This window comes from Pseudomonas sp. PDM16 (assembly GCF_014851865.1).
GTDB lineage: Bacteria > Pseudomonadota > Gammaproteobacteria > Pseudomonadales > Pseudomonadaceae > Aquipseudomonas.
In genome coordinates this window covers 39,465-65,272 of record NZ_JACVAM010000001.1, presented here as the reverse complement: position 1 = coordinate 65,272, position 25,808 = coordinate 39,465, and the positions used below count along the sequence as shown (strand labels likewise).

Annotated in this window: 17 protein-coding genes, 1 tRNA gene and 1 pseudogene; 3 read left to right on the top strand and 16 right to left on the bottom strand. The window is 60.6% G+C overall.

The features are described 5' to 3' along the window. Nucleotides 1–3: 3 nt before the first annotated feature. The 11 genes and pseudogenes from IB234_RS00285 to rpsU form a co-directional block, all read right to left on the bottom strand. Nucleotides 4–1,611 carry a carboxyl transferase domain-containing protein gene (locus IB234_RS00285; protein WP_192312245.1) on the bottom strand — a complete coding sequence of 536 codons (1,608 nt, stop codon included), beginning with the start codon at nucleotides 1,609–1,611 and terminating at the stop codon, nucleotides 4–6. Between the two features lie 138 nt (nucleotides 1,612–1,749). Beyond that, on the bottom strand, nucleotides 1,750–2,913 hold the full coding sequence (locus IB234_RS00280) for an isovaleryl-CoA dehydrogenase (RefSeq protein ID WP_192312243.1): 1,164 nt from the start codon (nucleotides 2,911–2,913) through the stop codon (nucleotides 1,750–1,752). A 59-nt stretch (nucleotides 2,914–2,972) separates the two neighbouring features. Next, a complete protein-coding gene (locus tag IB234_RS00275; protein WP_192312241.1) occupies nucleotides 2,973–3,353 on the bottom strand; it encodes a MerR family transcriptional regulator in 381 nt (126 codons plus the stop codon). Between the two features lie 643 nt (nucleotides 3,354–3,996). After that, nucleotides 3,997–6,036 (bottom strand): translation initiation factor IF-2 N-terminal domain-containing protein, encoded by a 2,040-nt coding sequence (locus IB234_RS00270; RefSeq protein ID WP_318651962.1) that lies wholly within the window; start codon nucleotides 6,034–6,036, stop codon nucleotides 3,997–3,999. A 91-nt stretch (nucleotides 6,037–6,127) separates the two neighbouring features. Further along, nucleotides 6,128–6,899, bottom strand: a pseudogene (locus IB234_RS00265) (NERD domain-containing protein). A gap of 66 nt (nucleotides 6,900–6,965) precedes the next feature. Beyond that, nucleotides 6,966–8,651, bottom strand: coding sequence for a DUF4041 domain-containing protein (locus IB234_RS00260; protein ID WP_192312236.1), 1,686 nt, complete (start codon nucleotides 8,649–8,651; stop codon nucleotides 6,966–6,968). A gap of 287 nt (nucleotides 8,652–8,938) precedes the next feature. Continuing rightward, nucleotides 8,939–9,015, bottom strand: a tRNA-Ile gene (locus IB234_RS00255). Nucleotides 9,016–9,032: 17 nt separating this feature from the next. Beyond that, nucleotides 9,033–12,392 (bottom strand): bifunctional diguanylate cyclase/phosphodiesterase, encoded by a 3,360-nt coding sequence (locus IB234_RS00250; RefSeq protein ID WP_192312234.1) that lies wholly within the window; start codon nucleotides 12,390–12,392, stop codon nucleotides 9,033–9,035. 95 nt (nucleotides 12,393–12,487) lie between these two features. Beyond that, nucleotides 12,488–14,326 (bottom strand): RNA polymerase sigma factor RpoD, encoded by a 1,839-nt coding sequence (gene rpoD, locus IB234_RS00245; protein ID WP_192312232.1) that lies wholly within the window; start codon nucleotides 14,324–14,326, stop codon nucleotides 12,488–12,490. 67 nt (nucleotides 14,327–14,393) lie between these two features. Then, nucleotides 14,394–16,376, bottom strand: coding sequence for a DNA primase (gene dnaG / locus IB234_RS00240; protein WP_192312230.1), 1,983 nt, complete (start codon nucleotides 16,374–16,376; stop codon nucleotides 14,394–14,396). A 152-nt stretch (nucleotides 16,377–16,528) separates the two neighbouring features. Further along, on the bottom strand, nucleotides 16,529–16,744 hold the full coding sequence (rpsU, locus tag IB234_RS00235; RefSeq protein ID WP_021702507.1) for a 30S ribosomal protein S21: 216 nt from the start codon (nucleotides 16,742–16,744) through the stop codon (nucleotides 16,529–16,531). 203 nt (nucleotides 16,745–16,947) lie between these two features. Here rpsU and tsaD point away from each other — a divergent pair, with 203 nt between their 5' ends. Next, nucleotides 16,948–17,973 (top strand): tRNA (adenosine(37)-N6)-threonylcarbamoyltransferase complex transferase subunit TsaD, encoded by a 1,026-nt coding sequence (gene tsaD / locus IB234_RS00230; protein WP_192312228.1) that lies wholly within the window; start codon nucleotides 16,948–16,950, stop codon nucleotides 17,971–17,973. A 19-nt stretch (nucleotides 17,974–17,992) separates the two neighbouring features. On the opposite strand, the gene plsY is transcribed toward tsaD, so the two are convergent. Beyond that, the gene (gene plsY / locus IB234_RS00225) at nucleotides 17,993–18,562 is read right to left on the bottom strand and encodes a glycerol-3-phosphate 1-O-acyltransferase PlsY (protein WP_192312226.1); all 570 of its coding nucleotides are present in this window, start codon (nucleotides 18,560–18,562) and stop codon (nucleotides 17,993–17,995) included. Between the two features lie 75 nt (nucleotides 18,563–18,637). Here plsY and folB point away from each other — a divergent pair, with 75 nt between their 5' ends. After that, a complete protein-coding gene (gene folB / locus IB234_RS00220; RefSeq protein WP_192312224.1) occupies nucleotides 18,638–18,991 on the top strand; it encodes a dihydroneopterin aldolase in 354 nt (117 codons plus the stop codon). Further along, on the top strand, nucleotides 18,988–19,521 hold the full coding sequence (gene folK, locus IB234_RS00215; protein ID WP_192312222.1) for a 2-amino-4-hydroxy-6-hydroxymethyldihydropteridine diphosphokinase: 534 nt from the start codon (nucleotides 18,988–18,990) through the stop codon (nucleotides 19,519–19,521). The genes folB and folK overlap by 4 nt, the downstream gene beginning before the upstream one ends. Here the strand turns inward: folK and IB234_RS00210 are convergent. The 4 genes from IB234_RS00210 to IB234_RS00195 form a co-directional block, all read right to left on the bottom strand. Continuing rightward, nucleotides 19,518–20,747, bottom strand: coding sequence for a multifunctional CCA addition/repair protein (locus tag IB234_RS00210; RefSeq protein ID WP_192312220.1), 1,230 nt, complete (start codon nucleotides 20,745–20,747; stop codon nucleotides 19,518–19,520). The genes folK and IB234_RS00210 overlap by 4 nt on opposite strands. 83 nt (nucleotides 20,748–20,830) lie before the next feature. After that, entirely contained in the window at nucleotides 20,831–22,396 is a 1,566-nt protein-coding gene (locus IB234_RS00205; RefSeq protein ID WP_192312218.1) for a SpoVR family protein, read from the bottom strand. Nucleotides 22,397–22,406: 10 nt separating this feature from the next. Next, on the bottom strand, nucleotides 22,407–23,678 hold the full coding sequence (locus IB234_RS00200; RefSeq protein WP_192312216.1) for a YeaH/YhbH family protein: 1,272 nt from the start codon (nucleotides 23,676–23,678) through the stop codon (nucleotides 22,407–22,409). A gap of 74 nt (nucleotides 23,679–23,752) precedes the next feature. Next, the gene (locus IB234_RS00195; protein WP_043308143.1) at nucleotides 23,753–25,675 is read right to left on the bottom strand and encodes a PrkA family serine protein kinase; all 1,923 of its coding nucleotides are present in this window, start codon (nucleotides 25,673–25,675) and stop codon (nucleotides 23,753–23,755) included. Between the last annotated feature and the right edge of the window lie 133 nt (nucleotides 25,676–25,808).

Genomic DNA, 25,808 nt, shown 5'->3' with positions numbered 1-25,808 from the left:
GGCTTACATCCGGAACACGCCGAACTGGGTCGGCTCGATGGGCGCGTTGAGGCTGGCGGACAGGGCCAGGCTAAGTACGTCGCGGGTCTGCGCCGGGTCGATCACGCCGTCGTCCCACAGGCGGGCGCTGGAGTAGTAGGCGTGGGCCTGCTGCTCGTACTGGGCGACGATGGGCTGCTTGATGCGCGTTTCTTCCTCGTCACTGAACGGCTGGCCGGCGCGAGCGGCCTGCTCGCGCTTGACCTGCACCAAGACGCCGGCGGCCTGTTCGGCGCCCATCACGCCGATGCGCGCGTTGGGCCACATCCACAGGAAGCGCGGGTCGTAGGCACGGCCGCACATGCCGTAGTTACCGGCGCCGAAGCTGCCGCCGATGATCACGGTGAACTTCGGCACCCGGGCGCAGGCCACGGCGGTAACCAGTTTGGCGCCGTGCTTGGCGATGCCGCCTTCCTCGTACTTCTTGCCGACCATGAAGCCGGTGATGTTCTGCAGGAACAGCAACGGGATGCCGCGCTGGCAGGCCAGCTCGATGAAGTGCGCGCCTTTCTGCGCCGCTTCGGCGAACAGGATGCCGTTGTTCGCCAGGATCGCCACCGGGTAGCCGTGGATATGGGCGAAGCCACAGACCAGGGTGGTGCCGAATAGCGCCTTGAATTCGTCCAGTTCGCTGCCGTCGACAATGCGCGCGATCACTTCGCGTACATCGAAGGGCTGCTTGGCGTCCGCCGGGATCACCCCGTACAGCTCCTCGCTGCCATGCAGCGGGGCGATGGGCGTGCGGGCCTGCAGCTGGCCGAGCTTGCGCCAGTTGAGGTTGGCGATGCAGCGCCGGGCCAGGGCCAGGGCGTGCTCGTCGTTCTCGGCGTAGTGGTCGGCAACGCCGCTGGTTTTGCAGTGCACGTCGGCGCCGCCCAGTTCCTCGGCAGTCACCACCTCGCCGGTGGCGGCCTTCACCAGGGGCGGGCCGGCCAGGAAGATGGTGGCCTGGTTGCGCACCATGATGGTCTCGTCGCTCATCGCCGGCACGTAGGCGCCGCCGGCGGTGCAGGAACCCATGACCACGGCGATCTGCGGGATGCCCTGGGCGCTCATGTTGGCCTGGTTGAAGAAGATGCGGCCGAAGTGCTCGCGATCCGGGAACACTTCTTCCTGGCGCGGCAAGTTGGCGCCGCCAGAGTCCACCAGGTAGATGCATGGCAGGCGGTTCTGCTGGGCGATAGTCTGGGCGCGCAGGTGTTTCTTTACGGTCAGCGGGTAGTAGCTGCCGCCTTTCACCGTGGCGTCGTTGGCGATGATCATGCACTCGACGCCTTCGACGCGGCCGATGCCGGCGACCACGCCGGCGGCTGGCACGTCTTCGCCGTACACCTCATGGGCGGCCAGCTGGCCGACTTCGAGGAAGGGCGAGCCGAGGTCCAGCAGGCGGTTGATGCGTTCGCGCGGCAGCAGCTTGCCGCGCGAGGTGTGGCGTTCCTGGGCCTTGGCACCGCCGCCCTCGTGGACGCGGGCGAGCAGGGCGCGCAGGTCGCTGACCTGGGCGAGCATGGCCGCGCTGTTGGCGGCGAACTCCGGCGAGCGGGTGTTGATCTGGGTATGCAGGATGGCCATGGGGCGCACTCCGAGTTGCAGGCTTTAGCTCCCCTCTCCCGTTCACGGGAGAGGGGCCGGGGGAGAGGGCTGTGCAGGCGACGCAGAGCCCCTCTCCCTAACCCTCTCCCACAAGTGGGAGAGGGGACTGGTCGTGCATCACTTGGTCTCGTTGTACAGCTCGCGGCCGATCAGCATGCGGCGGATCTCGCTGGTTCCGGCGCCGATCTCGTACAGCTTGGCGTCACGCAGCAGGCGGCCGGCTGGGTACTCGTTGGTGTAGCCGTTGCCGCCGAGCAGCTGGATGGTGTCGAGGGCCATCTTGGTGGCCATTTCGGCGGTGTAGAGGATCACCGCGGCGGCGTCCTTGCGCGATTCCTCGCCGCGGTCGCAGGCCTTGGCCACGGTGTACAGGTAGGACTTGGAGGCGTTCATGCCGGCGTACATGTCGGCCAGCTTGCCCTGCACCAGCTGGAACTCGCCGATCGACTGCTTGAACTGCTGGCGCTCGTGCACGTAGGGCAGCACCACGTCCATGCAGGCGCTCATGATCCCGGTCGGGCCGCCGGAGAGCACGGTGCGCTCGTAGTCCAGGCCGCTCATCAGCACGGCCACGCCGCGTCCTTCGCCGCCGAGGATGTTTTCTTCCGGCACTTCCACGTCCTCGAACACCAGTTCGCAGGTGTTCGAGCCGCGCATGCCCAGCTTGTCCAGCTTCTGGTGGCGGGAGAAGCCCTTGAGGTCGCGCTCGACGATGAACGCGGTCATGCCGCGCGAACCAGCGTTGATGTCGGTCTTGGCGTAGATCACGTAGGTGTTGGCGTCGGGGCCGTTGGTGATCCACATCTTGTTGCCGTTGAGCACGTAGCGGTCGCCGCGCTTCTCGGCGCGCAGCTTCATCGACACCACGTCGGAACCGGCATTGGGCTCGCTCATGGCCAGGGCGCCGATGTGCTCGCCGGAGCACAGCTTGGGCAGGTACTTGGCCTTCTGCTCGTGGGTGCCGTTCTTGCGGATCTGGTTCAGGCACAGGTTGGAATGGGCGCCGTAGGACAGGCCAACCGAGGCGCTGGCGCGGCTGATCTCTTCCATCGCCACCACGTGGGCCAGGTAGCCCATGTTGGTGCCTCCGTATTCCTCTTCCACGGTCATGCCGAGCAGGCCCATGTCGCCGAACTTGCGCCACATGTCCATGGGGAACTCGTTGTCGCGGTCGATCAGCGCCGCACGCGGGGCCAGTTCGGCCTGAGCGAACTGGTGCACCGAGTCACGCAGCATGTCGATGGTCTCGCCGAGACCGAAGTTGAGGGTCGGGTAGCTCATGGGACACCTAGTCTTGTTGTTGTGGGGCGCTGTACGCCAGATAGGTTTGCGACGCTGATTTATGCGGTTGTATCTGCCAGTGCCGCCAGACAGCGCTCTTCGGCGGTATCCAACTCCAGCTGCATCTGCTCGATGTCCAGCAACTGCTGCTCGAGTTGGGCGCGGCGTGCGGCGATCTTGGTCATGAAGGTCTCGAGTTGTTTGCGGTTGCCGCTGCTGGGGTCGTAGAGGTCGATTAGCTCCTTGCACTCCGCGAGGGAGAAGCCGATGCGCTTGCCGCGCAGGATCAGCTTGAGGGTAACTAGGTCCTTGGGCCGGTAGATGCGCTCCTGGCCGCGGCGCTCTGGGGCAAGCATGCCTTGCTCCTCGTAGAAGCGAATGGCGCGCGTAGTAATGTCCAGCTCGCGGGCGAGGTCGGAAATGGAATAGGTGACAGACACGATGGACTCCTTTGCCCTTTACGTAAACGTAAACTTGTGTGGAGTTCAGGTCAATATCGGCACACATGCTTAGGGGCGGGGATATGTGTGGCGGCAGGCCAGATGTGCCTTGCCGATCAGCACTCATGGCTATCGTTGATGAGTATGAGGACAGCAGCAAGTGAGAGGCTCTGTAGAAGAGGATCCTAGGATCCTCGGGGAAGGTCAGCTGGGGCTGACCTGAGACGCTGATTGAATGGTGGGCCCACACGGACTCGAACCATGGACCAAAGGATTATGAGTTGCCTAGAAACGCTGCAAACCCAGTGAAATCGGGCGTAGCCTAGCGCAGGTACAGTGAGCTGAAAGTAGCGTCGTAGATGGGTTTTAGCGTAATTGAGCGAAGTCTTTAAAAGCTGGGCACTGTACCGTCAGCGTACCGTTTTTTGTACTGTGAAATCGGCAATCAGCAGCGCGGCTATTCCGAAACTCAGAGAGGCCTATGAACTCGTATGTGAGTGGGCCGGAGAAGTCGACTTCTGCCTGGGGTTTTCTAGACCGCGATACGGAGAGCTCCCTTGGGGCTGCGATGATGCCATGCTGGAATTTAAGTATGTAGTATGTTATCGCAGCCACGTACCAGGCGAGTTAGTTATGAGTCGATTTATCGTTGTATCGTTTCCTCAAGCATGCTTTCTATCTTTAGCCTAAGGCTTTTGGCAACTTCTATGCTGCTTGGTATGTGGAATTTATTTAGTAGCTTGTCATCATGGCCCTTTTCTTTAACCGCTGTTTTTAGTGCCGCATGAAGTGTTTTTCCGAGCACCGCAGATGGTGTTTCTTCTAGGCTTTTCCAAAGCTCTTCTGAGCTGGCGCCGCCGCCATTTTCATATAGGGTTCTTATGATGACTTTTCTTTTTTCAAAAAATGTCTTTCTTGTGTTTGTGCAGGATTTTACTGCTATTGATATAAGCTCTTCTGCATCCTTTTTGTCGATTTCATAAAGAGTTTGCAGATAGTCTGGTTGGCAGAAAAAGGCTTCCACATCTACATGGTCGGTTACCCAGGTGTATACGCCTGGTGTTTGATAGCGTGCGCTCCATTTTTCAGCGTCTTCGGGCGTCATGAAATCACCGTCACGATGAAGTAAAATACCAATGCCGAAGTTGTTGTCTCCAATGAGCCCTTTGAGCATCTTGTTTCTTGGGAGATTTTCTACGCCAAAGCAACGGCAGATGGCAATCTGTCTGTAAAGGTTTGGCCACTGTCGGAGTATTGCTTTAATAGCTATTGAGTCCTCATCCTCTACAAAGAAGAGGATTTTTTTGTCTAGTCCTCCCCATCCCAGTAGAGATTTTACTGTTTCATCATCTTGGTCAATGATTCGACCGTCTTTAACCCAAGCAATTTTAGCGTTGTGCGAGGCTGCTCTGGCTATATGTGGGCTGTGGGTTGTTAGTATTGATTGAACACCAAATTCTGAAACGGCAAATTCCAAGGCTTCAATTAGACGTTCTTGTTTGTCCGGGTGAAGATGTGCGTCTGGCTCGTCGATAAGTATTAGTTTTGGTCTGAATAGAATTAGGTATGCGAATATTTGGATAACCTGAAGTATGCCGGTTGCTGCGCTCTCAAGTGGTCTGCCTTCTACGTTGAGTTTGCTATCTTTGAAAGTTGCTTGTATGTGGAAATCTTCTCTTTCGTCAAAAAAAACTTCTACCCATACGCCGGGGTGAACCATCTGGACGAGCTTATTTAGTTGGGATAGCCTTTGAAGCGCGGGCTCAAAGTCAGTCTCCGAAGGCTGTCTGCTAGCAATGTTGAATAAGATGTTTCTTAGGACGCTTCCAGCGTCGCCGCTCGCTGCTTGCCTTCGAAGTAGTGGCTTGACTAATATTGTTTCTCTCTCGGATAAGCCAGCCAGTCCTGGTATATAGGCTGTTATAAGTTCTGATCTCTGTTTAAATGGAGTTACAGCTGGCCCGCCTTCTATATTTACTGAGATTCCGCTTTTGTTGCGTGCGGCCCATATTTTTATTGTTGCGGATGCCGAAGTATCGCTACTGCTGCTGGCGTGATTAAATACAATCGACGTTGGTTCGCTACCCCGATCTGAAGATAATTCAGCTTTGTGCGCGGTTCGCAATGGTTCACTTGATGGTGAGTAGTCGAGTCTGTCGAATGCGATAACTTCAGACTGTTTTTTAGGCTCAATGTAGCTTGCTGCCCGCGCAGCCCAGTGGAGGGCCTGCAAAACAGATGACTTTCCAGATCCGTTGGGGCCTACCAATATTGTTACATCTGCTAGGTCAAGGCTGATTTCTTCAATGGCCTTGAAGTTATTGACTTTGATAGATTTTATTTTCGACCATTTTATTTGTTTTTCTATGGGGTCTGTTTCAAGGGTTGTGGGTGGTGGAGAAAGTTCCGGTATGGCTTCGGGGGTGGTGGAAGCTTTGATGTAGGTTTTCTTTTTTCGAACCTCTACCTTGATGGATTTTCCACCGGCGTTTGTTGTTATGATTCTTTTTTCTGGTTTGGAGTATGTTTCTTTCAGGTATTTTAGAATGGTGAGCTTTTCTGCGTCGGAAATAATATCTGATTCTGATTTTTTGTCGATTCCAGTCTGTTTTAGCTGATCAAGTAGTCGCTTGACGGGAGTGTCGACAACTAATGCAAGTTGAGAAATTGTTATTCCTGACACTTTTTGTTCCTTCTAAATTGTTTTTAGCACTGCTCAGTGCTTTTGGTTTTTTGCATATGAGCAGATAGGCTTCGCATAGTTTGGGTTTGGCTTATATTTTTTGTGTCGTTTTACATTTTAGGAAACTCCGAACATCCCCAAAACGGCTGCCCTGCTTTTGCCCCTGATTTCGCGGTGCGAATCAGCAGCGCACTGCCGCATTTTGGGCATTGCCGTTCGGCTGTCGGATCGCTACGGCGTTTAAGGTTTTGCACGTGCTCGCGGTGGGTGGCGAAGGTTGGCGCGCGACGGTCGGTTTGCAGGGAGTGCAGCATGGCGTCGACTTCAGCCTCGCTGAATACCGGTTGCTGGAATGACTTGATATAGCGGACAAAACCAATGCCCTGGGTCACGTTGGCCGGCACTTCGGTTTTGAAGGTGCTGCCGCCGACGAAGGTGATCACCGAGTGCAGGTGCTCGGGGTTAACACCAAGGGTGGCTTCCAGGGCTTTGAGGTGCTTGTAGTTCTGGCGTAGCGGGTTCTGGAATTTGAATGTGCGCTTGTAGAGCTTCTGCGTCCACTGTGGCTGCGTCTCGCTGCCGAAGATCCAGCCGCTCATGTTCTTTGTTTCCAGCACGAAGATGCCGTAGGGCGCGAGGAATACGTGGTCGATCTGCGTGGTGCCGTCTGGTGTGTTCAGCGTGACATTGTGCAGGCGGCGGTAGGTCTGCTTATCCAGTTGCCAATGGGCAAACATCCGCACCAGAAGTTCGCCGATATGCCCCTTGGCCCAACGCGACTTGAGCAGGCCGATCAGCAGCATGGCCGGGATCAGCCAGGTCATGGTGTCGAACAGCGGGGCGAGGATGAGGCGGTAATCCATTTTCCGATCCTCCGGTACTTACGGTTACTTTGCTTCGATGCGTAGAAGAGCGCTTGCCGGATTGCTTTAGCTGAGAGCCACCTCAGCCTCTTCCTCTATTTGCGCTTCGACTTCCAGTTGGTGCCTTGTCCATTCCCGCTCGATCTCGGGGTTCTCGATAATCTGTTGCTCAATACGCATGCTTTCGCGGTACTCGTGTGCGCGAGCGGTCATCGTCCAGTGCGTTTCCACGCCAAGTATTTCAAGCTCCTGGCGAATATCCTCCAGGCCCAGGCGGAAGAACTCTTTGCGAGGATTAACCTTGTTGATTTGCTGGCGCAGGAAGTGGCGATGCAGGCTCTTTTCCAGGCCTGGTGCATCGTCGCTGAAGATCATCGCGTGGACATCGAATTCGAATGGAACGCTGGCATCGCCGAGCTCTCGGATTCGGTCTTGTGGCTCAAGCCTCCTAGTCATGCCGATCTTGAAGACTTCCTCGCCGAACGAGCCGATGTTGGAAATTACGTAGACGTGCCCTGAGCGGGTTTGCTGTGCCATGGATAGCGCACGTTGATTTTTTTCTTCCGCAGCGTGGAGCTTCGATTGGAGCTCTGCCAGTCGAGCTTCGAACTCGGCCCGTTGTGCTTCGCTGGCAGCGGCTACTTGCTTCTGCACCTTGTCCATCGCTTTGCGCAGAGTGTCTTCTTCCTTGGCTGCATCCTTGAGGGCGAGCTCGTATTCCTTGCGGGCTTTTTCTTCCTCACGCATTTGTTCGCGAAGTCGCCGCTGCTCCTCGCGCTCTTCATCTTTGAGAACTTTGGCAGTGACGGCCCATCTCAGCTCATCAAGACGGGCGGCCAGATAGCTGCTCGTGATTCTTGCGCTGCGGAACGCCATCCCGTTGTGGTTGACCAGAGAGAAGGCATCCTTGATTTCTTGCTCGAGCTTGCCGTGGTTATCGGTTTTGCTGCGCGAAAGGATCGAGTCGACCTTGCCGTTGAAGGCGTCAATGACGAAGCGAATTGCGGTCTCTTTTCGATTGGGCTCAACGTAGTCGCAGGTAGCTGCCAGACCGCTTCTCACCATCATTCGGCTGGTGTTGCGAGCGTCTTTCAGCTTTTGCCCTGCATCCGTGAAGCTGAACTCGTCGGCAAGGTCATCTAGCAGGTTGTAGGTGGGTACGATGTAAGCGTTGCCATACCCGTCGATGAGGTTCTTCATCGCTTGAGCTGTACTGGAAAACTCTTTGGCACGGCTCATTGCTGTATATGCGTCGCCCGCAATTTCATCGGCGTGCAGTCGTGCGGCTTCTATGATTTTTGCCGCCTCCTGCCCTGCCGCCTCTATGCGCCGCTCGACCTGCTCCAGTGTCGCCCAAGACTTCTGGTTGGCTTGGTCTATTGTGTTTTTGGCCGTCTGGCTGGCTTGCAGGCGCAAGTGTTCGGCTTCACGCTGGGCTTTCTGAAGCAGCTCTTCTGCGTCTGCCGCGATTCCTCGGGCTGCAGCTTCAGCATCAACTATCTGCGTATAACGAGAGAGCGCCGCGATGCGCTGAAGAAGCTCATTACGCTCTTGAGAAAGGAGGGTGATTTCTAGCTTCAGCAGTTTTATCTGCGAGCTTTGCTGAGCGAGGCTCTGTTCGGACTCGTGGATGCGCAGGTCGTGTATTGCACGCTCTCGGACATGAACTTTTCGATCATCTCGAGCGGCTAGATAATTCCTGACCGCAAAGGCGGAAACACAGATGAGGGCTGCAGCTAGGAGCAATTCCATGCGATTTCTTCCTTGAACAACGCAAAGTCGGCGGTGCTAGCCCACTGCCAATATGTGAGCTGCTTGGCATTGGCTCGGATAATGGCCAATCGCCTGCGTTAGCTCAATAGCCCCGCTACTAATTACTGATGTAGATCAGTTGCTAGCCTGATGGTGGATTAGCCCGTGCGAGCCTATTCGGCTCACTGATTGAGCCGATTAAGCCTGCTATTCGGCTCAGCGCCGCCTTGAGTAGTTTTCCTATAGGCGTAAAAAAGCCGCGCATCTGCGCGGCTTCTTCGTTTTGGTGGTGGGCCCACACGGACTCGAACCGTGGACCAAAGGATTATGAGTCCTCTGCTCTAACCGACTGAGCTATAGGCCCTCAGAAGGAGCGGCGGATTATACCGGCGCATTTTCCATGCTGCCAATTGGCAATGGAGCCAAGAAGCTCGCGGCGAATGCAGCGGCCGAGAGTGGGTGGCTTACCACATAGCCTTGGATCTGCTCGCACCCTTCTCTGGCGAGGAAGTTGCGTTGTGCCTCGGACTCGACGCCCTCGGCGATGACGCTCATCTGCAGACTGCGCGCCAGGGCAAGGATGGCGCGGGTGATGGCGACGTCCTCCGATGCGTCGGGTAGGCCTCTGACGAAGGACTTGTCTATTTTCAGGACGTCCAGCGGCAGGCGTTTGAGATAGCTCAGCGACGAGTATCCGGTGCCGAAGTCGTCGATGGCCAGTTGCAGGCCGAGCGCCTTGAGTTCATGCAGGACCAGAAGCGAGTCCTCGGTCTGAGTCATGATGAAGCCTTCGGTTATCTCCAGTTGCAGGCTGTCTGCAGGCAGCCCGAACTCTGCGAGCGTGCTGGCGATGCGGCTGGCCAGTTGGGGTTGGCGCAGCTGGTTGCCGGACAGGTTGACGGACAGTGGACCAAAAGGGGCATAACTGGCGCGCCAGAGCTGCATCTGTCGGCAGGCTTCTCGTAGCACCCATTCGCCTAGAGCCAGGATCATGCCGTTATCTTCGGCCAGCGGAATGAAGCGATCAGGCGGAATGGCCCCTAGCTCTGGATGGTTCCAGCGCAAAAGGGCCTCCGCTCCTACCAGTTGGCCAGTGCGCAGGCACTGCTTGGGTTGGTAATGCAGGCTCAGCTCATTGCGCTCGGCGGCCCTGTGCAACTCTAGGCCCAGCCTCATGCGCTCGGTAGCCTGGGAGGTCAGGTCGCTGGTGTAGAACTCGATCCGGTTGCGGCCCTTGGCCTTGGAGCTGTACATGGCGGCATCGGCATTCTTCACCAGGGTCGCCACGTCCGCTCCATCTTTGGGGTACAGGCTCACTCCGATGCTGGCGCTGATGAAGAACTCGCTACTCTCCGCATGGAAGGGGTTGCTGAAGCAGGTCAGCATCTTGGTTGCCACGCGCTCGGCTTCATCGGGAAGCTTCACACCGGGAAGCAGGATGATGAATTCATCGCCGCCCAGTCGGGCAATAGTGTCGATATCTCGAAGTTGGTCGCGCAGGCGCTGGGCGATGCCTTGAAGTAGCTGATCGCCGACCGGGTGGCCCAGGCTGTCGTTAATGTGCTTGAAGCGGTCGAGATCGAGGAATAGGAGCGCACCTTGGTTCTGCTCGGCGCTTGCATCCTGCAGCGCACTGAGAAGGCGTTGCTCGAACAGGATCCTGTTGGGTAGGTCGGTGAGGGGGTCGTGATGCGCCTGGTAGTCCAGTCGGGCTTGTGCTTGCTTGAGTGAGCTGATGTCGGCGAATACTCCCACGAAGTGAGTGATGTGTCCGTCGTGGTCACTTACCGCGCTGATGGTCAGCCACTCCGGAAATACTTCACCGTCCTTGCGTTGATTCCATATTTCGCCCTGCCAGTGGCCTTCGGATGTCAGCTGCTGCCACATGGTTTTGTAGAACGCGCTGTCATGCCTCCCAGAGGCGAAAAGACTTGGCTTCTGGCCGAGCGCCTCGGCCTCGCTGTAGCCGGTGATTTCGCTGAATGCTCGGTTGACCGCAGTAATACGCTGCTCGAGGTCGGTGATCATCACGCCCTCCGCTGTGCTTTCGAAGACGGTTGCGGCCAGATGCAAACGCTCTTCCATCTGCTCCTTGTCGGTAATGTCGCGAGCAATGGTCAGCATGCAGGGCTCGTCCTCGATCATGATTGCCTGCACTGAAAGCTCGCCCAGGCGCAGCTGTCCATTGCGGGTGTTGATCCAGGCGCGAAGATTTCCGAGTCGGCCGTGGCTCAATACCTGTTCGACCATGTGGAGTCGATCGCTGGGCTGTGCCCACAGGTTCAATTGCCGGGTTGTTTGCCCGAGTGCCTCTGCGGAGCTGTAGCCCGTAATTCGGGTAAAGCCTTCATTAGCCTCCAGAATCATGCCGTCACGCGAGCGCGTGATCAGCAGGCCGTCAGGGGAGGCGTGAAAGGCCTTGGCAAACTTCTCCTCGGACAGTCGCTGGGCCTGTTCCACTCGCTTGGCCTCGCTGATATCGACCATCAGCCCTCGCAGCAGAGGGCCTTCTTCATCAGGCATGAGGGTGACGATGTCGCGAATCCATACCGTCCGGCCATCTGCCGCGAGCATGCGATAGCTCAGACTGTGGTCGCGCCCTGCCAGGCTCTCCCTCAGGCAATACTGCTCTACCCATTCGGCATCCTCCGGATGCAGGGTTCGCTGCCAAAATCCGGGTACTCTCCATTCATCCAGCGGGTAGCCGAGCAACTTCTCGGCGTGTGGCGATACATAGGTGAAACACTGGTCAGTCAGGCGCATCTGCCAGGCTACAGCGCTGAGGCTTTCGACCAGGCCCCGATAGTGCTGTTCGCTTGAGCGAAGGCGCTCTTCGAGAGCCTTGCGCTTGTCCATCTCCTGCCGCAGTCGACGATTGACGCGCAACACGGCGATCAATATCAAAGATGCCAGCAGCAGCGCCGGAATGCCGTACGGCAGCACATCCTGCCAGGCTCCGCGCTGGTCCAGCACGCTACCTACCCAGGGCTCCTGCAGTCGAGCAATCTCCTCTGGTGTCAGTTCGGCGAAAACCTTGTCCAGGATGCCGATCAGCGGAGCGTTGGCGGGCGGAGTGGCCATGGCCAGTTGATAGCGATAAGGGGTTTCGCCACTGATACTCAGGCCTTCGAGCTTGAGCTCACGCAGGCTCCAGACGCTGGAAGCAAGGTCGCCGACCATTGCGTCTGCCTGACCGGTTGCCAATGCCTGTAAGGCGGCATCGACGGTGGGTAGCGGTAGCAGTGTGAGGTCGGGGTGGCGGCTGCGCAGGAGCTCGTGCGGGGCATAGTCCTGCACCACGGCGATCTTCAGGCGGTATAGCTGCTCCAGCTTGCGCGGCTGCGGACCATTCCGGTGGGCGAGAATGACAATGGGGAAGTCCAGATAGGGGCGGGTAAAGGCCAGGTCGCGCTGGCGAGCGGGCGTCGACATGATGCCGGGTAGCAGATCCAGTCGGCCTTTCCTTGCCCCGTCCAGCACCTCGCTCCAGCTGTTCGACTCAACGGGTAGCAGTCGTACTTTCAGGCGCTTTTCAATCAGCTCGACATAGCTGGCGCTCAGTCCTTTGTAACGGCCCTGCTCATCGCGGAACTCGAAGGGAGGCCAGGAGGTATCTATACCCAGTTGCAGTTGCGGGTGGTCGGCCAGCCATGCCTGTTCTTCCGTCGTCAGCTCTAGAGCAGTCGCTGGCAACGACCAGAGAGCCAGACACGACAGGAGAGTGGCCAGGTGACGCGACATGCATGAGGTTCCGGAGGCGCCGAAGATGGTTGCAGTGTAGCCGCGAGCTTTTGCCGACAGAAACAAAAACCCCGGCGTTGGCCGGGGTTTCTGGATCACTCGTCGAGGAACGAGCGGAGGTGTTCGCTGCGAGTCGGGTGGCGCAGCTTGCGCAACGCCTTGGCCTCGATCTGGCGGATACGCTCGCGGGTGACATCGAACTGCTTGCCCACTTCCTCGAGGGTGTGGTCGGTGTTCATGTCGATGCCGAAGCGCATACGCAGGACCTTGGCTTCGCGAGCGGTCAGCCCGGCCAGAACTTCGCGGGTGGCTTCCTTGAGGCTTTCCACGGTAGCCACCTCGATCGGCGACTGCATGGTGGAGTCCTCGATGAAGTCGCCCAGGTGCGAATCTTCGTCGTCGCCGATCGGCGTTTCCATGGAGATCGGCTCTTTGGCGATCTTCAGGACTTTGCGGATCTTGTCCTCAGGCATCTCCATGCGCTCGCCAAGCTCTTCCGGAGTCGGCTCGCGGCCCATCTCCTGCAGCATCTGACGGGAGATGCGGTTGAGCTTGTTGATCGTCTCGATCATGTGCACCGGAATACGGATGGTGCGCGCCTGGTCGGCAATCGAGCGGGTGATCGCCTGACGAATCCACCAGGTGGCGTAGGTCGAGAACTTGTAGCCGCGACGGTATTCGAACTTGTCCACCGCCTTCATCAGGCCGATGTTGCCTTCCTGGATCAGGTCGAGGAACTGCAAGCCACGGTTGGTGTACTTCTTGGCGATGGAGATCACGAGACGCAGGTTGGCCTCGACCATCTCTTTCTTCGCCCGGCGAGCTTTTGCTTCACCGATGGACATGCGGCGGTTGATGTCCTTGATCTCGGCGATCACCAGGCCGGCGTCGGCTTCGATGGCAGACATCTTTTCCTGGCAGCGCTGGATGTCGGCCAGCAGGTTGCCGATGGCTTCGGCGTACTTGGCCTTGCCCTTGGCCAGGCCGGCGGCCCAGTCCTGGGAGACTTCGTTGCCGGGGAACAGCTTGAGGAAGTCGGCGCGCGGCATGCGGGCATCTCGTACGCACAGCTGCATGATGGCGCGTTCCTGGGCGCGAACCTGCTCCAGCGAGCCGCGTACACGCTCGACCAGTACGTCGAACTGCTTGGGTACCAGCTTGATCGGCATGAACAACTCGGCCAGGAGCGCCTGCTCCTGATTGGCCTGTTTACTACCGCGGCCGTGCTTCTTCAGAGCTTTACGAGTCTTTTCCAGCTGCTCGGCAACTGCGCCGAAGCGGCGAGCGGCTTCTTCCGGATCCGGGCCGCCATCGCCCTCGTCATCGGAGTCGCTGTCACTTTCCTCTTCCTCGTCCTCGTCATCCTTGGTCTCGGCAGCGGCTTCCTTCAGCTCTGGCTCGACTTCCTCGGCTGGCAGGATGCCGTCATCCGGGTCGATGTAGCCGCTGAAAACATCAGAGAGACGACCGCCCTCGGTGGTGACGCGCTGGTATTCGGCAATGATGCTGTCGACGGTGCCGGGGAACAGGGAGATGGCCCCCATCACTTCGCGAATGCCTTCCTCGATGCGCTTGGCGATCTCGATCTCGCCTTCGCGGGTCAGCAGTTCAACGGTACCCATTTCGCGCATGTACATGCGCACCGGGTCGGTGGTACGACCGATATCGGTCTCCACTGCGGCAAGGGCGGCTGCGGCTTCTTCAGCGGCGGCTTCGTCGGTGTCGGCTTCGGCAAGCAACAACGCATCAGCATCCGGTGCGCTCTCGAAGACGTTGATGCCCATGTCGTTGATCATGCGGATGATGTCTTCGACCTGTTCCGGATCGGAGATATCTTCCGGCAGGTGGTCGTTGACCTCGGCGTACGTCAGGTAGCCCTGCTCGCGGCCGCGGGTGATCAACTCTTTTAGGCGTGACTGCTGTTCTTTGGACATAAAACCCTATCCACTGAAGGTCTTGGCGGGCTGAAAATAAGCCGAGGATTATACCAGATCAGGCGCGTCACGCGCCAGTTGGGGGCTTGCTTTCGGGTGATGACGCGTGGCTGAAGTGCTCTCTTAGCAGGGCCTTCTCTTCATCGCTCAGTTCGCTGGGGCTCTTGTGCATGACACTCCGCAGTAGCTGGTCGCGCCGTTTCTTCAGCTGGCCATTGGCAAGTGTAGTAATGGTGTCGAAGAACTGCTTTTCAAGATTGTCGCCTTCGATCAGCCATTCCTTCTCTGCCAGGGCGCGTAGCAGGCGGCCCTGTTCGGTGCCGTGCCAGCGGGCGATCAACTGCAGCGAGCGCAGCTTGGGGCTCTTTTGCAGGGTGCCGACCAAGGCGGCTAGCAGTTGGGCGTAGGTATCGTTTTCGTCGGAGAAGTGGCTGACATCCTCGACCTTCTGGGCCAGTTTTGGGTGGTGCAGCAGGGTGCGCAGGGCGGTCAGGGTCGGCAATTCGACATGCACCGGCTTGCGCGGCGGCGCGCCGTCGCGCGAGCCCTTCTTCCAGTCGCCATCCTTCTTCCAGGATTTGCCCTCGCCCTTCTGCCAGGTTTTTTTCTGCTCGTAGGCTTCGGCGGGCGGCTCGATGTGGTTGGCATAGTCGGCGATATCGCCGTAGTCCGGCTGAGACTCGTAGTAGTGGCCATAGTCCGCTGCCGGCTCGTGACTGGCGGGTGTGCTGGGGGTGGGCGGTGCGCTCTGCGCGACTTGCATCAGCATTTCGCCGGAGAGACCGGTGATCTCGGACAGGCGCTGGCGCATCAGGGCGCGCAGGTGGTTGCCGGGAATCCTCTCGATCAGCGGGGCGGCCAGGGTCACCAGGTGCGCCTTGCCTTCTAGCGAACGCGGGTCGGCTTCTTCCGAGAGTTGCTGGAAGAAATAGTCGGCCAGCGGCTGGGCGTGCTGGTTGATGCGTGCGCGGAAAGCATCGGTGCCTTCACTGCGGACCAGGGTGTCCGGGTCCTCGCCCTCGGGCAGGAATAGGAAGCGCGCGCGGCGGCCGTCCTGCAGGTTGGGCAGGGTGGCTTCCAAGGCGCGCCAGGCAGCCTTGCGTCCGGCGGCGTCACCGTCGAAGCAGAACAGTACGCTCGGCACCAGGCGGAACAGGCGCTTGAGGTGTTCCTCGCTGGTGGCCGTGCCGAGGGTCGCCACCGCGTTGCGCAGGCCTTGCTGGGCCAGGGCGATGACGTCCATGTAGCCCTCGACCACCATGATCTCGTCGAGGTCGCGGTTGTTCTTGCGTGCCTCATACAGGCCGTAGAGTTCCTGGCCCTTGTGGAATACCGGGGTCTCGGGGGAATTCAGGTACTTGGGCTTGTCGTCGCCCAGCACGCGACCGCCGAAAGCGATGATGCGCCCGCGGCTGTCGCGGATGGGGAACATCACGCGGTCGCGAAAGCGGTCGTAGATGCGGCCGTTCTCGGCGTTTTCGATCAGCAGGCCGGCATCGATCATGGCCTTCTGTTGCAGCTTGTCGCCGGCCAGATGCTTGTGCAGGTTGTCCCAGCCTGGCGGGGCGAAGCCGAGGCCGAAATCGCGGGCGATCTCTCCGGTCAGGCCGCGGCCCTTGAGGTAGTCGACTGCCGACTTGCGGGTTGGGTGGCTCTTCAGGGCCTGCCGATAGTAATCGGCGGCGGCGGTCAGCAGCGGGTAGAGCGGCGAATCGGTCGGCTGGCGCGGAGTGCGGCCGCGGCCGCTTTCCTCGCGCGGGATGTCCATGCCGGCGCGCTTGGCCAGGTCCTCGACGGCCTGGAGGAAGTCCAGGCTGTCGTGATCCATGATGAAGCCGAGGGCATTGCCGCCGGCGCCGCAGCCGAAGCAGTAGTAGAACTGCTTGTCCGGGCTGACGCTGAAGGAGGGGGTCTTCTCCTTGTGGAACGGGCAGCAGGCCGTGTAGTTCTTGCCTGCTTTCTTCAGCTGGATGCGTGAACTCACCACTTCGACGATGTCGGTGCGGTTGAGCAGGTCATCGATGAAGGATTGTGGGATCAGGCCGGCCATGGGGTTGTCAGCGTGCGGTTGCCAGAGGCGGGAGCATAAACGAAAAAACTCCGATCATTCGCCGGTTGGCGAAGCGGAGTCGATGGAAGCCTGAAATGCAAAACCCGGCCTAAGCCGGGTATCGCGGAAGCCTTAGCGGTGTAGCTGATAACTCAGTACAGGCGCTCGCGGCGACGCTGCTCGCGCTGCACTTTCTTGGCGTGACGCTTAACAGCAGCAGCTGCCTTGCGCTTGCGCTCGGTGGTGGGCTTCTCGTAGAACTCGCGGCTGCGAACTTCGGCCAGAACGCCGGCTTTTTCACAGGAGCGCTTGAAGCGACGCAGAGCTACGTCGAAGGGTTCGTTCTCTTTTACTTTGACGGCTGGCATCCAGGTCGTACCTTCACTGTTTTACCGAATGGACGACGCGATCCGGCAAGGGCACGGGAATACGTCGGTTTTCAAGGGCTGCGGATATTAACGCCTCGCGCCACGGAATGCAAAGCCTCTGATCGAAAAGCGCTGGCCGGTCTCTGAGGCGGCGACTATCATGCGCGCCTTCTTTATTAGCCCAGTGTTGAAGGTTTGAACCCATGCTAGTGCTGGGACTGGAAACCTCCTGCGACGAAACCGGTGTCGCTCTTTATGACAGCGAGCGCGGCCTGTTGGCCGATGCCTTGTTTAGCCAGATCGACCTGCACCGCGTCTATGGCGGCGTGGTGCCGGAGCTGGCCTCGCGCGATCACGTCAAGCGTATGCTGCCGCTGATCCGCCAGGTGCTGGACGAGGCTGGCGCGACGCGTGAGCAGATCGAGGCAATCGCCTATACCTCCGGCCCCGGCCTGGTCGGCGCCTTGCTGGTTGGCGCCGCCTGCTCCCAGGCTCTGGCATTCGCCTGGGGCATTCCGGCGGTGGGTGTGCACCACATGGAGGGCCACCTGCTGGCGCCCATGCTGGAAGAAACACCGCCGGCCTTCCCGTTCGTCGCTTTGTTGGTTTCCGGCGGTCATACCCAGCTGGTGCGGGTCGATGGCATCGGTCGCTATCAGCTGCTCGGCGAGTCGCTGGACGACGCTGCCGGTGAGGCCTTCGACAAGACGGCCAAGCTGATGGGCCTGCGTTATCCGGGCGGCCCGGAGATCGCTCGCCTGGCCGAGCAGGGCACGCCGGGGCGCTTCACCTTCCCGCGTCCGATGACCGACCGACCGGGCCTGGACTTCAGCTTCAGCGGCCTGAAGACCTTCACCCTGAACACCTGGCAGCAATGCCGCGACGCCGGTGATGCTAGCGAGCAGACTCGCGCCGACATCGCCCGTGCCTTCCAGGAGGCGGTGGTCGACACCCTGACCATCAAGTGCAAGCGCGCGCTCAAGCAGACCGGCCTTAACAGCCTGGTGATCGCTGGCGGGGTGAGTGCCAACTCGGCCCTGCGTCAGTCGCTGGAAAGCATGCTGGCCGGGCTCAAGGGCAAGGTGTTCTACGCCCGGCCGCGTTTCTGCACCGACAACGGCGCGATGATCGCCTACGCCGGTTGCCAGCGCCTGCTGGCCGGCCAGCACGAAGGGCCGGAGATCAAGGTACAGGCGCGCTGGCCGATGGAGCAGCTGCCGGCGATATGAGCCGGGCTCAGCTCAGCGATTAGAAATGTCGTTCGCGTCCGGCCAACAGGTCGCGTAGATTGCCGCGATGACGCCAGACGATCAGCCCGGTCAGCACGCACATCGGCAGTAACGCCGCCGGCTGCTGCCAGGCTAGCAAGGGCAGGGTCAGTGGTGTGGCGATCAGCGAAGCCAGCGAACTGGTCCGCGTGAGAAAGAAGGTCAGCGCCCAGGCGGCGAGGGCCAGCAGGGCGGCTGGTGGATAGAGGCCGAGCAGCATGCCGGCGGCGGTGGCCACGCCCTTGCCGCCGCGGAAGCGGAAGTAGATGGGATAAAGGTGGCCGATCACCGCGGCCAGACCGATCCAGGCCTGCTCTTGAATCGAGAGGCCGAGCAGATAGGCGACCATGACCGGCAGCAGGCCTTTGGCCAGATCGCCGAGCAGGGTGAGTACGGCGAGCCTCTTGCCTGCTACCCGCAGCATGTTGGTGGCGCCTGGATTACCCGAGCCGCTGGCGCGAGGGTCTGGGCCGCCAGCCAGACGGCTGAGCAGGATGGCGAAGGACAGCGAGCCGAGCAGATAGGCGAGCAGTGCCAGCAGCCAGAACATGGTATCCATTCCGGGGCGAGAGAGTCCCGATTCTAGCGGCGGGACCAGGGTCTTGTCGTGCAGCGGAGACAAGGTTTGGACAAGGTTTTCATCGAGGGTCTGGAAGTCGACACCCTGATCGGTGCCTACGACTGGGAGCGTGGCATTCGTCAGTGCCTGTTGCTCGACCTGACGTTTGCCTGGGACATTCGCCCGGCCGCCGCTGATGACGACCTGAGCAAGGCACTCGATTACGCCGCGGTGAACCAGAGCGTCCAGGCCTTCGCCAACGCCGCGCGTTTCGAACTGGTGGAAACCTTTGCCGAGCGCCTGGCCGAACAACTGCTGCAGGAGTTCGGCATGCCCTGGCTGCGCCTCAAGGTGACCAAGCCGGGCGCCAACCCGCAGGCCCGCGCCGTCGGCGTGGAAATCGAGCGCAGCCAGCCATGACTGCGATCCTCCTCGGCCTTGGCAGCAATACCGAGCGCGAGCTGCACCTGAGTGCGGGGCTCGACGCCCTGGCCGAATTTCTTGTCGATCTGCGTTGTTCTCCAGTGTTCGAGAGCCGCCCGGTCGGCATCAAGAGCGGCAACTTCTACAACCTGGCGGTCAGCGCCCGTACCGATCTGCCGCTGGCGGAGCTGGATCGCCGGCTCAAGTGTATCGAGGCCGACAACGGCCGTTACGCGCCGGAGCGCAAAGGCTTGCCGCTGGATATCGACGTGCTGATGTATGGCGATCAGGTCGGCAGTTTCGATGGCCTGGTGCTGCCGCGCGCGGAGATCCTGAAGAACGCCTTCGTGCTTTGGCCGTTGGCGCTATTAGCGCCTGCGGTGCGGCATTCCGGCACCCACAGGGCCTTCGCCGAGCTGTGGCGCGAGGCGCAGATCGAGCAGCAGCTGTGGCCGGTGGCCTTCCAGTGGCGCGGCGCCGAGCTGACTCCGGCAGCGCTGATCCAGGACAATCCCGCGCCGCTCTAGGCCTCGGCCTGCGCCTTGTAGGCCTTCAATGCTTTCAGGCGCTCGCCTTTGAGCGCCTCGCCCAGCTCCGCTCCCTTCAGGCCTCGCTCGACCAAAGGCTGCACTGCGACTGCGCGGGCGGCCTGCATGGCGCCGCGCAGATAGGCCGCCTGTGGGTAGTCGCGCTGCTCCAGGCCGAGGCGGCCGCGGGCGTCCATCTCGCAGGCGGCGAGAAACTCCTCGAAGCGCTGTGGCCGGCGATAGACGTCGAAGCTCTGCAGCAGCTCCAGCAGGGTATTGGCGCGCAGCTCCAGGGCGCGATGGCTATGGGTGTGATACTCGCCGACCAGCAGGGCCAGCTCGGCGCAGTCCTTCGGTACCTTGCAGCGCCGATTCACCGTGTCGATCAGCTTGAGGCCGCGATGCTCGTGGGCGATATGCCGCGGCCATTCGCTTTGCGGAGTACGGCCCTTGCCCAGATCGTGCAGCAAGCAGGCCCAGCGCACGGTCAGCGGCTGCTCATGCAGGGCGCACTGCTGCAGAACCATCAGGCAATGCGTGCCGGTATCCACCTCGGGATGGTGCGCCTCGGGCTGCGGTATGCCGAACAGCGCATCGAGCTCCGGCAGCAAATGGGCGAGGGCGCCGCAGTCGCGCAGCACCTGGATGAATACATCCGGGCGTGGCTCCAGCAGGGCGCGGGAGATTTCCTTCCAGCTGCGCTCGGGCGTCAGCGCTTCCAGCTCGCCGGAATCGGCCAGCTGGCGCATCAGCGCCAGGGTCTCGTCCGCCACGCGAAAGCCCAGTGGGGCATAGCGTGCAGCGAAGCGCGCCACGCGCAGTACGCGTAGCGGATCTTCGGCGAAGGCGGGGGAGACGTGGCGCAGCACGCGTTCGGCGAGGTCGCGCTGGCCGCCGTAGGGGTCGGTGATGCGGCCCTGGTCGTCCTCGGCCATGGCATTGATGGTCAGGTCGCGGCGGATCAGGTCTTCTTCGAGGGTCACGTCCGGGCTGGCGTGGAAGGTGAAACCGCCATAGCCCTTGCCCGATTTGCGCTCGGTGCGAGCCAGGGCGTACTCCTCGCCGCTGCTGGGGTGGAGGAATACCGGGAAGTCGCTGCCAACCGGGCGAAAACCCTGGGCCTGCATGGCCTCGGCGGTAGCGCCCACCACTACCCAGTCGATGTCACTGACGTCGCGGCCGAGCAGGCGGTCGCGCACGGCGCCGCCAACCTTGTAGATCTGCATGTCGATTCCTCCATTGCCGCGGAGGATAAGCGAAAGCGCCTGGCTATGCTGCTTCGCCTCTTCCGGTGCTCAGGCGGAAGGGCTCAGATGGGCGGGATCACCAGGTCCAGGCGTGGGTACTCGTTGTCGCTGTCCTGCTCGTTTTTCGGGGGCACGTGCTGCACGCCGACCACCTGCTCGCCGCGTATGCTCTCCAGATGGATGTCGAAGCCCCACAGGCGATGCAGGTGCTTGAGCACCTCGGTGGTGGAGTCGCCCAGCGGTTTGCGATCGTGCTGGTAGTGGCGCAAGGTCAGCGAGCGGTCGCCGCGGCGATCGACGCTGAATATCTGGATATTGGGCTCGCGGTTGCCCAGGTTGTACTGCGCGGCCAGGGTCTCGCGAATCTGCCGGTAGCCCGGCTCGTCGTGGATGGCGGGAATCAGCAGGTCGTCCTTTTGGTCGTCGTCGAGCACGCTGAACAGCTTGAGGTCGCGGATCACCTTGGGTGAGAGGAACTGCAGGATGAAGCTCTCGTCCTTGAAGTTGGCCATGGCGAACTTGAGGGTGGACAGCCAGTCGCTACCGGCGATGTCCGGGAACCAGCGCTTGTCCTCCTCGGTGGGTTTTTCGCACATGCGGCGCAGGTCGCTGTAGATGGCGAAGCCCAGGGTGTAGGGGTTGATGCCGCTGTAGTAGGGGCTGTCGAAGCCGGGTTGGTAGACCACGCCGGTGTGCGACTGCAGGAACTCCATCATGAAGCCTTCGGTGACCAGGCCCTCGTCGTACAGGTCGTTCATCAGGGTGTAGTGCCAGAAGGTGGCCCAGCCCTCGTTCATCACCTGGGTCTGGCGTTGCGGGTAGAAGTACTGGGCGATCTTGCGCACGATGCGCACCACCTCGCGCTGCCAGGGTTCCAGCAGCGGCGCGTGCTTCTCCAGGAAGTACAGGATGTTCTCCTGCGGTTCGGCCGGCCAGCGCTTGTTGTCCTGATCAACGCCCTTGCCGCTGCCCTTGGGAATGGTGCGCCAGAGGTCGTTGATCTGCTTCTGCAGGTGTTCCTCGCGGTCCTTCTGCCGGCGTCGCTCCTCCTCGGCGGAGATCGGGTAGGGGCGCTTGTAGCGGTCCACGCCGTAGTTCATCAGGGCGTGGCAGGAGTCCAGCAGCTCCTCCACCGCGTCGATGCCGTGGCGCTCCTCGCACTGCATGATGTACTGCTTGGCGAACACCAGGTAGTCGATGATCGAGCTGGCGTCGGTCCAGGTGCGGAACAGGTAGTTGCCCTTGAAGAAGCTGTTGTGGCCGTAGCAGGCGTGGGCGATCACCAGTGCCTGCATGCAGATGGTGTTCTCTTCCATCAGGTAGGCGATGCATGGGTCGGAGTTGATCACGATCTCGTAGGCCAGGCCCATCTGCCCGCGCGAATAGCCCTTCTCCGTGGCCAGGAAGTGTTTGCCGTAGGACCAATGGTGGTAGCCCAGCGGCATACCCACCGAGGCGTAGGCATCCATCATCTGCTCGGCGGTGATCACCTCGATCTGGTTGGGGTAGGTGTCCAGCGCGTAGCGCTCGGCGATGCGCGCGATCTCGCGGTCGTACTGGCGGATCAGCTCGAAGGTCCACTCCGAACCGGTGGACAGCGGCTGGCGTCGTTTCTCGGCTGCGCTCATGGTGCGGCCCTCAGGTGACCATGCGGCGCTGGAACAGCTCGCGGAACACCGGATAGATGTCCGCGGCGGAGACCAGCTGCTGCTGGGCGAAGGATTGGGCGAAGGTATCGCTGACCTGTTCGTACTCGTACCACAGCGCCTGGTGCTCGCGCGGGGTGATCTCGACGTAGGTGAAGTACTGCATGAACGGCATGATCTGGTTGATCAGGATGTCGCGGCACACCGGCGAGTCGTCGTTCCAGTTGTCACCGTCCGACGCCTGGGCGCCGTAGATGTTCCACTCGTTGGTCGGGTAGCGCGCGGCCATGATCTCCTGCATCAGCTTGAGGGCGCTGGAGACGATGGTGCCGCCGGTCTCGCGGGAGTAGAAGAACTCCTCCTCGTCGACCTCTTTCGCGCTGGTGTGGTGGCGGATGAACACCACCTCGATGCGCTCGTAGTTCCGCTTGAGGAACAGGTACAGGAGGATGAAGAAGCGCTTGGCGATGTCCTTGGTCGCCTGGGTCATCGAGCCGGAAACGTCCATCAGGCAGAACATCACCGCCTTGGAGCTGGGGTTGGGCTGCTTGACCAGCAGGTTGTACTTGAGGTCGAAGGTGTCGAGGAACGGGATGCGGTGGATGCGCGCGCTGAGCCGCTCGATCTCCTCCTGCAGCGCCTGGATGTCGCCGAAGTTGTCCGGTTCCTCGCGCTTGAGTCGCTCCAGTTCGGCCTTGGCCTCGCGCAGCTTGCTGCGGCTGGAACCGGACAGGGCGATGCGCCGGGCATGGGCCGAGCGCAGGGTGCGGACGATGTTGATGCGGGCCGGGTTGCCCTCGTTGCTGATGCCGGCGCGCACCGTCTTGAAGGTGTCGGTGCCGGTCAGGTGACGCTTGATCAGGTTGGGCAGCTCCAGGTCCTCGAACATGAAGTCGAGGAATTCCTCCTGGGTGATCTGGAACACGAACTCATCCATGCCCTCGCCGGAGTTGCTCGCCTTGCCGGGGCCGCGCCCGCCACCACCGCCCTGCGGACGTGGCACATGGTCGCCGGAGCTGAACTCCTTGTTGCCGGGGTGAACGATGGTCTGCCGCCCGCCACGGCCGTGGTGCAGCACCGGCTCGTCGATGTCGCGGCCGGGAATGCTGATCTGCTCGCCGTGCTCCATGTCGGTGATGGAGCGCCGGCTGACCGCCTCCTCGACGGCCTTCTTGATGTGCTCACGGTAACGCCGCAGGAAGCGCTGGCGGTTCACCGTGCTCTTGTTCTTGCCGTTCAGGCGCCGGTCTATCACATAGCTCATAGCGTCTCCTTAGCGCATACGCCCTTGCGGGCGTATGGCAGCCGGCGCGCCTGACACGGCGCGCCGACGGCGGGTTACTGCGACTTGCGAACCCGCAGATACCACTCGGACAGCAGGCGTACCTGCTTCTCGGTGTAGCCACGTTCGACCATGCGTTTGACGAAGTCGTTGTGCTTCTGCTGATCCTCCTTGCTGGCCTTGGCGTTGAAGCTGATGACCGGCAACAGGTCCTCGGTGTTGGAGAACATCTTCTTCTCGATCACCACGCGCAGCTTCTCGTAGCTGAGCCAGGTGGGGTTCTTGCCGTTGTTGTTGGCACGGGCGCGCAGCACGAAGTTGACGATCTCGTTGCGGAAATCCTTCGGGTTGCTGATGCCGGCCGGTTTCTCGATTTTCTCCAGCTCCTCGTTGAGGGCCACGCGGTTGAGGATCTCGCCGGTCTCCGGGTCGCGGTACTCCTGATCCTGGATCCAGAAGTCGGCGTACAGCACGTAGCGGTCGAAGATGTTCTGGCCGTACTCGCTGTAGGACTCGAGGTAGGCGGTCTGGATCTCCTTGCCGATGAACTCGATGTAGCGCGGCGCCAGGTATTCCTTGATGTAGCGCAGGTAGCGCTCGCGCACCTCGGCGGGGAACTGCTCTTGTTCGATCTGCTGCTCCAGCACGTAGAGCAGGTGCACCGGGTTGGCGGCTATCTCGTGCGGGTCGAAGTTGAATACCTTGGACAGGATCTTGAAGGCGAAGCGGGTCGACAGGCCGTTCATACCCTCGTCGACACCGGCGCTGTCGCGGTATTCCTGAATCGACTTGGCCTTGGGATCGGTGTCCTTGAGGTTCTCGCCGTCATAGACGCGCATCTTCGAGTAGATGTTGGAGTTCTCCGGGTCCTTCAGGCGCGACAGGGTGGAGAACTGGGCGAGCATCTTCAGGGTGTCGGGGGCGCAGTGGGCGTTGGCCAGCGAGCTGTGGGTGAGCAGCTTGTCGTAGATCTTGATCTCGTCGGTGACGCGCAGGCAGTAGGGCACCTTGACGATGTAGATGCGGTCGATGAACGCCTCGTTGTTCTTGTTGTTGCGGAAGCTGTGCCACTCGGATTCGTTGGAGTGGGCCAGGATGATGCCGCTGTAGGGCAGGCCACCGAGGCCCTCGGTGCTGTTGTAGTTGCCCTCCTGGGTGGCGGTCAGCAGCGGGTGCAGCACCTTGATCGGCGCCTTGAACATCTCGACGAATTCCATCAGGCCCTGGTTGGCCCGGCACAGGGCGCCCGAATAGCTGTAGGCGTCGGCGTCGTTCTGCGGGAATTCCTCGAGCTTGCGGATATCCACCTTGCCGACCAGGGCGGAGATGTCCTGGTTGTTCTCGTCGCCCGGCTCGGTCTTGGCGATGGCGATCTGGTTGAGGATCGAGGGATGCAGCTTGACCACGCGGAACTTGCTGATGTCGCCGCCGAACTCATTGAGACGCTTGGTGGCCCAGGGCGACATGATCGAGCGCAGGTAGCGCTGCGGAATGCCGTATTCCTCTTCGAGGATCTTGCCGTCCTCATCGGCGTTGAACAGGCCGAGCGGTGACTCGAACACTGGCGAGCCCTTGATGGCGTAGAAGGGGATGTGCTCCATCAGTTGCTTGAGCTTCTCGGCCAGCGAGGACTTGCCGCCGCCTACCGGGCCCAGTAGGTAGAGGATCTGTTTCTTCTCCTCCAGGCCCTGAGCGGCATGGCGGAAGTAGGAGACGATCTGGTCGATGCACTCTTCCATGCCGTGGAAGTCGGCGAAGGCCGGGTAGCGGCGGATCACCTTGTTGGAGAAGATCCGCGACAGCCTGGGGTCGACCGAGGTGTCCAGCAGCTCGGGCGAGCCAATTGCCATCAGCATGCGTTCGGCAGCGGTGGCATAGGCGCTGCGGTCCGTTTTGCACAGTTCCAGATATTCCTGCAGGGAATATTCTTCCTGCCGAGTCGCCTCGAATCGTTGCTGGAAGTGGCTGAAAATACTCATGACTGCACCTCGCTCGCTTGCGTGGAGCCGGCGCGGGTCATTCGGGCGGGTGCGCGGGAATACGGCTGCTCAGCCGTTGGAAATCCCCCAGACACCACAAAAACGCTACCGATGGCCCGGAACCGGTGTGCCG

What these genes read in the sequence shown, in the direction of transcription:
- IB234_RS00200 (WP_192312216.1), bottom strand. Translation starts at nt 23,678, where the DNA reads ATGAGCTATGTGATAGACCGGCGCCTGAACGGCAAGAACAAGAGCACG.
- IB234_RS00205 (WP_192312218.1), bottom strand. Translation starts at nt 22,396, where the DNA reads ATGAGCGCAGCCGAGAAACGACGCCAGCCGCTGTCCACCGGTTCGGAG.
- rpoD (WP_192312232.1), bottom strand. Translation starts at nt 14,326, where the DNA reads ATGTCCAAAGAACAGCAGTCACGCCTAAAAGAGTTGATCACCCGCGGC.
- IB234_RS00195 (WP_043308143.1), bottom strand. Translation starts at nt 25,675, where the DNA reads ATGAGTATTTTCAGCCACTTCCAGCAACGATTCGAGGCGACTCGGCAG.
- dnaG (WP_192312230.1), bottom strand. Translation starts at nt 16,376, where the DNA reads ATGGCCGGCCTGATCCCACAATCCTTCATCGATGACCTGCTCAACCGC.
- IB234_RS00210 (WP_192312220.1), bottom strand. Translation starts at nt 20,747, where the DNA reads ATGCAGATCTACAAGGTTGGCGGCGCCGTGCGCGACCGCCTGCTCGGC.
- IB234_RS00260 (WP_192312236.1), bottom strand. Translation starts at nt 8,651, where the DNA reads ATGGAATTGCTCCTAGCTGCAGCCCTCATCTGTGTTTCCGCCTTTGCG.
- rpsU (WP_021702507.1), bottom strand. Translation starts at nt 16,744, where the DNA reads ATGCCAGCCGTCAAAGTAAAAGAGAACGAACCCTTCGACGTAGCTCTG.
- plsY (WP_192312226.1), bottom strand. Translation starts at nt 18,562, where the DNA reads ATGTTCTGGCTGCTGGCACTGCTCGCCTATCTGCTCGGCTCGCTGTCC.
- tsaD (WP_192312228.1), top strand. Translation starts at nt 16,948, where the DNA reads ATGCTAGTGCTGGGACTGGAAACCTCCTGCGACGAAACCGGTGTCGCT.
- IB234_RS00250 (WP_192312234.1), bottom strand. Translation starts at nt 12,392, where the DNA reads ATGTCGCGTCACCTGGCCACTCTCCTGTCGTGTCTGGCTCTCTGGTCG.
- IB234_RS00280 (WP_192312243.1), bottom strand. Translation starts at nt 2,913, where the DNA reads ATGAGCTACCCGACCCTCAACTTCGGTCTCGGCGAGACCATCGACATG.
- IB234_RS00285 (WP_192312245.1), bottom strand. Translation starts at nt 1,611, where the DNA reads ATGGCCATCCTGCATACCCAGATCAACACCCGCTCGCCGGAGTTCGCC.
- folK (WP_192312222.1), top strand. Translation starts at nt 18,988, where the DNA reads ATGACTGCGATCCTCCTCGGCCTTGGCAGCAATACCGAGCGCGAGCTG.